Raw genomic sequence first — 8,495 nt, 5'->3', positions numbered from 1 at the left:
CGTGCGGCCGCGCGAATAGCTGCGGCGGTCGTCGTCATCGCGCCGCGAGGCCGCGTAACGGCGATCGTCGTCGCGGTCGCTGGTAAAGCGGCCCCGGCTGTCGCGGTCGCGGTCGTCGTCGCGGCTGGAACGCCCGCGCGAGGAATAGCGGTCGTCGTCGCGGTCGCTGGTGAAGCGGCCCCGGCTGTCACGGTCGCGGTCGTCGTCATCCCGGCGCGAGGAACGCCCGCGCGAGGAATAGCGGTCATCGTCGCGGTCGCTGGTGAAGCGGCCGCGGCTGTCGCGATCGCGGTCGTCGTCATCACGGCCCCGGCCGCCGGAACCGCCACGGCCACCATAATCGTCGTCGCTGACAAAGCGTCCGCGGTCGTCGCGTTCCGGCATGTTCGAGTTCCTCGGCATGATGTCCTCCTGATTTGCCGTAAGGTGCCGCAGTTGCGGCCTGGTCTCGCCGTCCGCGCGGGACGGCGTCTTCGTGCGGGCGCTGATGCGCCTGCCCAGGGCAGCGGGTTCGACCCCGGCCGCCTTGGCCTTGGCGAGAAGTCCGCTGCGCGGCTTCTCCTCGCGTTCGATGATTTCGCGGATCATCCGGGTGGAGACCCGCAGCGCCGCCGGTTGCAGCGCCTCGTCCAGATCCTGCCCGGCCCGGCCGAGCAGGAAGGACACCAGGTCCGTCTCGACGGCGAGATCGGTCAGCAGGGGAAATTCCTGCAATCCGGCCTTGATCCCGGCGTCGTAGAGCCAGCCATGCGCCCGGGCATGATCGGCCCAAGCCGTCGCCAGTTTCGGCAGCACGTCCTCGGCCGTCGCGGCATCGCTGACCTCGGCGGCCTCGCCAAGCAGCGCGCGAAGCGTCTTGTGATGTTCGCGCAGCAGGGCAAAGCCGTCGTCGCCGGCCTCTTGATTCTGTGCGCCGGTGGCTGGCGACTCGGACGGGGTGCCGTCGTCCTGGGGCGTCGCGTCCTCGGATGGGTCCGGGGTAGTGCTGGGGGTCTCGGTCTCACGCGCCATGTCATCGCCTCCATGCTGTGGGGCGGTTGAACCGGTGCGCGGCGCGAATGTTCCCGCGCAAAAATGCGTTCTTGCCGGGCAGCACGGGCGATGCCGCGGCGGGTGTTTCGGGCCTTGCGGCAAGCCCCTGAAAACGCCCGCCTTCGGCCTTGCGTGGCGGCTGTCGCGGGAAATGGCCGACCCGAACTGCAACAGTTGCGGAAAATCGATTCGAAAGGCTCGCCATTGCGCGCAAGCAGATTAAAATAAGCTAAGTTTCGAGGAGTAATGGAATCTCAGATGGCCAATGGCGACGGCGGGCAGCGCGTGGACCCCGAACTCGAGAAGGCGCTTTCCGAACTGCTGGTGCAGACGGAGAAGGAGCCGATTTCCCCGCGTCTGCGCCAGTTGGCGAAGCGTCTGGAGGAGGCGCTGCAGAACGCGCGCCTGAGTCGCGAGATCAAGGAAGGCTGAACGCCGCCGCACCGGCCGGTTGTCGGCCAGAGGCGGCGGAACTATCCCCCGCCTGAGGCATTGAGTCCCGGCTATCACCCGATGATCGCGAAGGCTGCAATGTCAGACGACATACTTGTCTATATTCCTGCGCTGCGAGCCTATGCGCGCGCGCTTTGCAGGTCATCGCTCGACGGCGACGATCTGGTGCAGGAAACCTTGTTGCGCGCCATCGAGCACGCGCGCCAGTATCAGCCAGGCACCAATATGCGCGCCTGGCTTTTCACCATCATGCGCAACCGCTTTTTCACCAATTGCAAGAAATCCGCCCGCGAGCGCACCGGGGCCGCCGATTGCGCCTCGCTGGTGCCGCAGGTCAAGCCCGACCAGGAATGGCACATGCAGGCGACCGAGCTGCATGACGCCCTGAACAAGATGCCGGTGCATTACCGCGAGGCGATCATCCTGGTCGGCGCCCTGGGCGAAACCTATATCGACGCGGCACTGATCCTGGACTGCGATATCGGCACCATCAAAAGCCGGGTGAACCGCGCGCGCGGAATCCTGCGAAAGGCGCTGGAACCGACGCTGTGACGACGCGCCGGCGACGCGCTGGCGAAAACGGCCCCGCCTGACAGGCGGGGCCGCTTCTTTGCAGGAAGCCGGCGGTCAGGCCGCCGCTTCGCGATTGGCTTCGTTTTCGGCGATCTCGGTCAGCAGCTCGTCGGTCTGCGATTCCTCGTCCAGCGTCTGGGACAGCAGGTCGGCCGCGTCCTTCAGGCCCAGCTGCTGCGCCCATTGCCGCAGCGTGCCATAGCGGGCGATCTCGTAATGCTCGACCGCCTGCGCGGCGGCGATCAGGCCGGCATCCAGCGCCGGGGCGCCCTTGAAGGCGGACATGACCTCCTCGCCCTCCTCGATGATGCCGTCGATGGCCGGGCAGGTCTTGCCGCGCGGCGATTTGCCCAGGATCTCGAACACCTGCTGCAAACGCTCGACATGGGTCTGGGTCTGTTCGCGGTGTTTCTCGAAAGCCTCGCGCAGCCGCTCGGACTGCGCCCCGCGCGCCATCTTGGGAAGCGCCTTCAGAATCTGGCGCTCGGCATAGTAGATGTCTTTCAGGGTCTCGTGGAACAGATCGTCAAGAAGCTTCTCAGCCATCGGGATTTCCTTCCTGGTGAAGCCCGGCGCGGGACCGGACGGTTTCGCGCAGATGGAACCTGCCAGGGGGCGAAATGTTCCCAGCAAAGTCCACGCCGGTCGGCGACTTTCCGGCGTGGCGCTTGTCGCAGGCGGCCGGCCGGGTCGCAGTGCGCGCCGGCTGCGCGCTTGCGGGTCCGAAGAGGACAGGCGCGATCACTGGCTTACGGGGGCGGGGCCGTCCTCGTCGAACTCGGGCAGGGCTTCCAGCTGCTCGCGGGTCCAAGGCAGGTAGATGCGCAGGTCGTCATCCTTGCTATAGGCCACCAGGTCATCGACCGGCACCGCGACGCGGTGCTCGCCCATGCCCAGGAAGCCGCCCACGTCGATGATGGCATGGCTGATGTCGACCGAAGTCCCGCCAGCCGGCGTGCTCCCGGCGGCTTCTTGCGCCGGAGGGGTGGTGGCATCGGTCGGCGTCACCGTGCTGCTGTCCGAACCGACGTTCTCGATCCGGTCATTGTCGCCGGTGTCGGTGCCGCTGGCCTTGTTGGTCGAGTCGTTATCCTTGGCCACGTCTGACGTCTGCGCCCCTGCCATGCCGGTGCTTTCCGAGCCGGTGGCGCCGGTCGCGGGGTCGGGGGTCGTCGCGGGGTCGGGTGTCGTTGCGGGGTCGGGGGTTGTCGCGGGGGCGGGGGTTGTTGCAGGGGCCGCGTCGGTCGCGGCCGGTGCCGCTGCATCGGCCTCGCCCAGCGAGGTGCTGCCGTCGGCAAAGACCAGTCCATGCACCTCGCCGATATCGTCGCCGGCGGCATCATAGACCGTTGCGCCTTGCAGGTTGTCCGTGGTCAGGACGGCGTCGCTGTTCACATAGCCTTCGGGCGGCGCGATGGTGGGGGCAGCGGTGGCGGCCGGTGCGCTCTCCTGCGTCGCGGGCGCGGGCGCGGGCTGGGCGGGTGCATCCTGGGCCTGCGCGGCCCCCAGGCCAAGAGCCGCCAGGACGGCGGTGCTGAGCAGTAGCTGTCTCATCTCTTTCTCCTTGCTGTTCATGCTGCGGGAGGGCTGAACCGGCAAGGGCCCGGAATGTTCCCGCTTTCCTGCCCGGCGGCGGGACGCCATGCGGCTGGGCGGCCAGGCGCCGTCCACGCCCCAGCAGCCCGGCAGGGCAGGGATTTTTGGTCGCTGTGGCGGTCAGTAATTCCCGGGCGGGTCGCTGGCGGGAAAGGATTCGTCGCCCTGTTCGTCGACCTGATCCCAGTGCCGGGGCGGATCCTCCATCTCCCGCCGGCCGGCCGCGCGGATGCGGGGATAGGGCGCGGGCCGGCGCGGGGCGTTCCAGGCCGCCGCGCAGGCAAGACCCAGCGCGAGGCCGCCGAACAGCAGCAGAAGCCGGTTGTTCATCCTGGTGCTCCTTCTCAGATCATCGGCGCGCCGCCGGTGACGGCGATGGTGGCGCCCGAGACATAGCTCGACATCGGCTCGGCCAGCATGACATAGGCCGAGGCCAGCTCGACCGGCTGGGCCGGGCGTTTCATCGGATAGTTCTTGCCGAAATTGGCCACGTCATCGGGCGGCATGCTGGCCGGGATCAGCGGCGTCCAGACCGGGCCGGGCGCGACCGCGTTCACGCGGATGCCCTGTTCGGCCAGCATCTGCGCCAGGCCGGCGGTGAAGTTCTGGATCGCGCCCTTGGTCGTGGCATAGGCCAGCAGGCCGGGATTCGGCTTGTCGGCATTGATCGAGGCGGTGTTGATGATGGCGCTGCCCTTGGGCATATGCGGCACCGCCGCCTTGGTCAGGTGGAACATCGCGTCGATATTGACGGCGAAGGTGTGGCGCCATTCCTCGTCGGTGATCTCCTCAATGCTGTCGAACAGCCGCTGATGCGCGGCATTGTTGACCAGAATATCCAGGCGCCCGAAGCGCTCGACCACCTGGGCGACGATCTGGCGGCAATGCTCCGGGTCGGCGATGTCGCCGGCGATCGACAGGCATTCGCGCCCCGCCTCGCGCACCAGTTCCGCGGTGCTGGCGGCATCCTCGGTCTCGTCCAGCCAGGACAGCGCCACGTCGGCACCCTCGCGGGCATAGGCGATGGCGACGGCGCGGCCGATGCCGCTGTCGCCGCCGGTGATCAGGGCGACCTTGCCCTGAAGCCGGCCGGCGCCGCGCCAGCTTTCCTCGCCGTGGTCGGGGACCGGGTCCATCTTGCGAAAGCTGCCGGGCAGGGATTGCTGCTGTTTCGGGAAGGGGGGCTTCGGATAATCGGTCATCGGTCGGGCCTTTCGTCGATTTCGGGATTGCCGGGCTGCTTCATGCCATTGCCCTGGCGGTTGGGATCGTCGGTCACGGCGTCGGTGGGGTCGATGCGCTGCTGGCGCTGGTCCAGGACATGCGGCGCCGGATGGCGCATTTCCTCCAGCGCCGAATCCGGCGGGCCCGGCGCTGTCGCAAGCGGCGGCGGCGCCCGGCGCGGCGGTGTCACGGGCATGGCCACTGTCTCGGGCCGCCCGCGCGCATGCGCCAGGCAAAGTCCCAGGGCGATTCCCACGCCCATGGCGGCAAAGCCCAAGGCTACGCCCAGCGGCGGCAGCACAAGATGCCAGCCCGGGCTGAGCCGCTCGGGCAGCAGCCCGTAATCCACCAGGCCCGCGATGGCGGCGGTGACCAGCCCGGCCAGCCAGGCCAGGCGATACCCGCCGCGCGCCGCCTTGCGGAGCAGCAGTACCGCGACCCCGGACCAGAAGACACAGGCCAGGACGTGGATCGCCGCGCCAAGCCCGGTATGCGCCAGGTCCAGCGCCTGGATGCCGGCGACCTCGGGGCCGTAAAAGGCCTGGGTCGTGGCATTCAGGGGCATCCACCCAGGCAGGCCGCGCTGCAGGCTGAGCGCGAACAGCACCAGCCCCGAGAGCACCGAGGCCAGAACTCCGGCCCATGGCCAAGCCAGGTCGAAGCGCGCCATGGAGACAGGACGTGTCATGGTGAGCCCTCCTTTTCCCATGCAAGGCGAACCTGCGGGACGCTGCTTTGTTCCCGCGCAGGGCGATATCCCAGCGGCTTGTCGCCCGATCCGACGCCGAAGATCGGCCGCGAGGGGCCGTGCACCGGCAGGCACGATCCATCCGCGGCCGAAGCGTCACCCGGCCGTGCAGCGAGCCCGGGTGGCGATCACGGGCGGCGCGGCGCGGGCTACGACAGATGGCGGCGGCGGTGCAGCCGATATTCCTCGCGCAGCAGGTCTTGCAGATGCTGCCGCCGGCTGCAGCCCGGCAGGCCGGCGTGCGTATGGGCGATGGCCTGTTTCAGCACCGATTCGACAAGCCGCTCGGCCGCGCCCGGATCGCGGATCAGCGCGCGCGCCTCGCCGAGCAGCTCGTGCACCACCGTCTCGATGCTGGGCAGCCGCTGCGCCTCGATCGCCGCATGCTGCGCATGCAGGTCCGCCAGCATGATCGGCGTCGTGGTCGGCTTGGTATAGATGTGCTGGTCGCGAAACTGCCGGGGCATGACTTCGCAGCCGCAGCCGGTCAGGAAAACGAAGGGAATCTCGTTGTGAAGCAAGGAGTCCGCCACCGCGAAGTCGTCGCTCGATCCAATGTTCAGGATCGCGACCTGTGCCAGCGGCGTGCAATTGATCGCGTCGTGGATGTCGTCGAAGGGGCCGATGACATGATCCCCGCCTTGCCGGATTTCCGATGCCAGCTTGCTGGCCAGGAAATAGTCGTTCTCGACCACCATGACCGAAATGGGTTCCCGTGCCATTGCCCCCTCCTGCACCTGTCCTCGGCGGACACTATCAACCAAAAGTCGTAGCATCGCGAGGCGTTGGTCAGCTCTCGGCGGAAGTCAGCCGGCCGCCGACAGCTTTCGCGGGGCGCCCTTTTGCTGGCGATAGTCGATGCCCTGGACCACGCTCACCGTGGTGTCGCCGACCGCGATGCATTGCACGACGAAAGCGCCTAAAGAATCTTCCCCTCCGCTGACGGTCACCAGTTGATCGGGATAGCTCTGGGTGGCGCTGCGCAGCCCGGCCTGGGTGGCGGCGTCCACGACGGCTTGGCCGCAGGCCTCGATGCTCAGTTGCGCGGCGGGGGTGCGCTCGACGTGATAGATCAGGTTGAAATCCGCCTCCTGCGCCAAGGCGGGAGCGGCAAAGCCCAACACGCTGATCGCGGCGAGCGTCCATTGCGAATGGTTCATGTAAAAATCTCCATCACTTGAAAACAGTATCGGATGACACTGCGTCGGGCTGCGCAGTCACCCATCGCCGTTTTGCCGCGGCGGGAATGCTCCGAGCCTCTGGCCTTGCCGCTGAAGGCTACCGGTGACACCGTCGTCCGAATTCCGGTGACCGCGTGGTGACCGCCGACATCTTCGGAAATGGTTACAAGATTTCGGGATAGGTATGAAATGGCGCTAAGCGGTTGTAAAACCTGCCTTAGCGCCTTCGGAAACATGGTGGGCGATAACGGATTTGAACCGCTGACATCTTCGATGTGAACAAACGGGCCGTGCGCTAACCTGCGGTTCCTGCGTGAAATGACTGCTTTTTCTTGAACCGGAAATGCCACCTGCGTGCCCTGTTTTCGTTTTGTGCCGTTCATTGAACCAATGGTCACTTCGTTCCTCCTACTTCACCGACCGCAGCTTGACGAACTCCAGGGCCTCCGCTGCGCCGGCAAGATGGCTGGGCGCGAACCGACCATAGGTCGAGAAGGTGATGGCCGTATTGCTGTGCCCGAGATACTGAGCGACCTGGACGATGGGGATGCCGCTCGAAACCATGGCCACCGCGGCGCTGTGACGGATGGTGTGCAGCGTCACGTCGGTGATGCCCGCACGACGAACAGCACCCTCAAAGCCCTTCCGGATGGTCGAGACCCGCTTTCCGCCCCATTCGACAACATAATCCGACAGGGCGGCGCCCTTGGCGTTCTGCAGCGCCGCCATGAGGCCCTTGTTAATCGGCACGATAGCGCGCCCTTTCCGCGTGCGGGCGTCCTCAAGGCGCAGATTGATGATGCCGCGGTCCATGTCGACGCGATCCCACGTCAGGTCCAGCACCGCGCCGACACGACCAGCGGTGGCAAAGAGCAGGTGGATTGCGAGGCCGATGTGCGGGGCCTCCGCGCTCTCGATCAGGCGCGCCACCTCATCCTTGGTCAGGAACCGCTCCTTCGGCGTCGGCTTTGGCGGGCGCTCGATATGCGGCGCTGCCTGGATCATGCGGTTCCGTTCCGCGAAGGTCATGCTGCTGCGCAGGTGGCCCAGCTCGGTATGAACCGCGCCTTGGGAGATGCCAGCCGCCATGCGGTTCCTGGCGTAGGACCGGCATAGCTCGGTGGTGATCTGATCCGGCCTGTAGTGGCCGAAATGGGCGAGGACGGCCTTGCCGGTAAATTTCATGGTCGTTGCCGTCGGCTTGTCGCCCAGGTCGCGGCGGTATTCTTCCCAGATCTCCGCGACCGTCGCGCCGGTCTGCGATTCCGCGAACCTCTTGGCGCGGAACACATCTATGGCTTCGGCTTCGGCTTCCGCTCTCGTGCGTGCCTTAAGCTGATGCCGAACTCGCTTGCCATCGCTGCCGATCCAGTAGACGCAGTATCCGCCGCGCAGTCGTCCGATGCTGATATCAGGCATTTCTCATATTCCTCAACAACATGGGCGGGAATTCGATAGAGCTTCCCAAAGCGGAAGTGCGCGAGCTGTCCAGCAGCGCATTTCTTCCTGACGGCATTTGCGGTCACGCCCCAGCGATCCGCAAGCGTTTCGGGCGTGTAAGGCGCCGCGATCTGTTCGTGTCGTCCCATCACCCTCTATCCTCCTGGATCCTGGCGCGACGCATGATGCCGCTGCAATCGCGCGCCCCTAGCAGCCTCATGCTCCCCTCCCCTCGCGCAGGGTGTCGG

At 66.7% G+C, this 8,495-nt stretch carries 12 protein-coding genes; 2 read left to right on the top strand and 10 right to left on the bottom strand.

Annotated features, from left to right (window positions below):
- The coding region (locus E3D03_RS18280; RefSeq protein WP_263568131.1) for a hypothetical protein at positions 1–1,011 on the bottom strand (1,011 nt) is incomplete at its 3' end.
- A 279-nt stretch (positions 1,012–1,290) separates the two neighbouring features.
- Here E3D03_RS18280 and E3D03_RS18275 point away from each other — a divergent pair.
- Positions 1,291–1,464 (top strand): hypothetical protein, encoded by a 174-nt coding sequence (locus E3D03_RS18275; protein ID WP_263568130.1) that lies wholly within the window; start codon positions 1,291–1,293, stop codon positions 1,462–1,464.
- A 99-nt stretch (positions 1,465–1,563) separates the two neighbouring features.
- On the top strand, positions 1,564–2,037 hold the full coding sequence (locus E3D03_RS18270; RefSeq protein WP_263568129.1) for a sigma-70 family RNA polymerase sigma factor: 474 nt from the start codon (positions 1,564–1,566) through the stop codon (positions 2,035–2,037).
- Positions 2,038–2,112: 75 nt separating this feature from the next.
- Here the strand turns inward: E3D03_RS18270 and E3D03_RS18265 are convergent, their stop codons facing one another.
- The 9 genes from E3D03_RS18265 to E3D03_RS18225 all read right to left on the bottom strand — a co-directional run bounded on the left by E3D03_RS18265 (position 2,113) and on the right by E3D03_RS18225 (position 8,226).
- Positions 2,113–2,604 carry a ferritin-like domain-containing protein gene (locus tag E3D03_RS18265; RefSeq protein ID WP_263568128.1) on the bottom strand — a complete coding sequence of 164 codons (492 nt, stop codon included), beginning with the start codon at positions 2,602–2,604 and terminating at the stop codon, positions 2,113–2,115.
- 195 nt (positions 2,605–2,799) lie between these two features.
- Complete coding sequence (locus E3D03_RS18260; protein ID WP_263568127.1) at positions 2,800–3,612, bottom strand: photosystem reaction center protein H; 813 nt, start codon at positions 3,610–3,612, stop codon at positions 2,800–2,802.
- Between the two features lie 162 nt (positions 3,613–3,774).
- The gene (locus E3D03_RS18255) at positions 3,775–3,984 is read right to left on the bottom strand and encodes a hypothetical protein (RefSeq protein ID WP_062560446.1); all 210 of its coding nucleotides are present in this window, start codon (positions 3,982–3,984) and stop codon (positions 3,775–3,777) included.
- A 14-nt stretch (positions 3,985–3,998) separates the two neighbouring features.
- On the bottom strand, positions 3,999–4,856 hold the full coding sequence (locus tag E3D03_RS18250; protein WP_263568126.1) for a glucose 1-dehydrogenase: 858 nt from the start codon (positions 4,854–4,856) through the stop codon (positions 3,999–4,001).
- Complete coding sequence (locus E3D03_RS18245; RefSeq protein WP_263568125.1) at positions 4,853–5,566, bottom strand: hypothetical protein; 714 nt, start codon at positions 5,564–5,566, stop codon at positions 4,853–4,855. The genes E3D03_RS18250 and E3D03_RS18245 overlap by 4 nt, the downstream gene beginning before the upstream one ends.
- Before the next feature lie 209 nt (positions 5,567–5,775).
- On the bottom strand, positions 5,776–6,348 hold the full coding sequence (locus E3D03_RS18240; protein ID WP_263568124.1) for a hypothetical protein: 573 nt from the start codon (positions 6,346–6,348) through the stop codon (positions 5,776–5,778).
- 84 nt (positions 6,349–6,432) lie between these two features.
- Entirely contained in the window at positions 6,433–6,786 is a 354-nt protein-coding gene (locus E3D03_RS18235; protein ID WP_263568123.1) for a DUF6180 family protein, read from the bottom strand.
- A complete protein-coding gene (locus E3D03_RS18230; protein ID WP_263568122.1) occupies positions 6,783–7,205 on the bottom strand; it encodes a hypothetical protein in 423 nt (140 codons plus the stop codon). The genes E3D03_RS18235 and E3D03_RS18230 overlap by 4 nt, the downstream gene beginning before the upstream one ends.
- 10 nt (positions 7,206–7,215) lie before the next feature.
- Positions 7,216–8,226 (bottom strand): tyrosine-type recombinase/integrase, encoded by a 1,011-nt coding sequence (locus E3D03_RS18225; protein ID WP_263568121.1) that lies wholly within the window; start codon positions 8,224–8,226, stop codon positions 7,216–7,218.
- Positions 8,227–8,495: the final 269 nt, after the last annotated feature.

Source organism: Paracoccus sp. DMF, from assembly GCF_004407025.1.
Taxonomy (GTDB): domain Bacteria; phylum Pseudomonadota; class Alphaproteobacteria; order Rhodobacterales; family Rhodobacteraceae; genus Paracoccus; species Paracoccus aminovorans_B.
The sequence above is the reverse complement of the archived record's forward strand: the minus strand, read 5'-3'. Positions and strand labels throughout refer to the sequence as shown.

What these genes read in the sequence shown, in the direction of transcription:
- E3D03_RS18250 (WP_263568126.1), bottom strand. Translation starts at nt 4,856, where the DNA reads ATGACCGATTATCCGAAGCCCCCCTTCCCGAAACAGCAGCAATCCCTG.
- E3D03_RS18265 (WP_263568128.1), bottom strand. Translation starts at nt 2,604, where the DNA reads ATGGCTGAGAAGCTTCTTGACGATCTGTTCCACGAGACCCTGAAAGAC.
- E3D03_RS18225 (WP_263568121.1), bottom strand. Translation starts at nt 8,226, where the DNA reads ATGCCTGATATCAGCATCGGACGACTGCGCGGCGGATACTGCGTCTAC.
- E3D03_RS18245 (WP_263568125.1), bottom strand. Translation starts at nt 5,566, where the DNA reads ATGACACGTCCTGTCTCCATGGCGCGCTTCGACCTGGCTTGGCCATGG.
- E3D03_RS18255 (WP_062560446.1), bottom strand. Translation starts at nt 3,984, where the DNA reads ATGAACAACCGGCTTCTGCTGCTGTTCGGCGGCCTCGCGCTGGGTCTT.
- E3D03_RS18235 (WP_263568123.1), bottom strand. Translation starts at nt 6,786, where the DNA reads ATGAACCATTCGCAATGGACGCTCGCCGCGATCAGCGTGTTGGGCTTT.
- E3D03_RS18240 (WP_263568124.1), bottom strand. Translation starts at nt 6,348, where the DNA reads ATGGCACGGGAACCCATTTCGGTCATGGTGGTCGAGAACGACTATTTC.
- E3D03_RS18270 (WP_263568129.1), top strand. Translation starts at nt 1,564, where the DNA reads ATGTCAGACGACATACTTGTCTATATTCCTGCGCTGCGAGCCTATGCG.
- E3D03_RS18275 (WP_263568130.1), top strand. Translation starts at nt 1,291, where the DNA reads ATGGCCAATGGCGACGGCGGGCAGCGCGTGGACCCCGAACTCGAGAAG.
- E3D03_RS18260 (WP_263568127.1), bottom strand. Translation starts at nt 3,612, where the DNA reads ATGAGACAGCTACTGCTCAGCACCGCCGTCCTGGCGGCTCTTGGCCTG.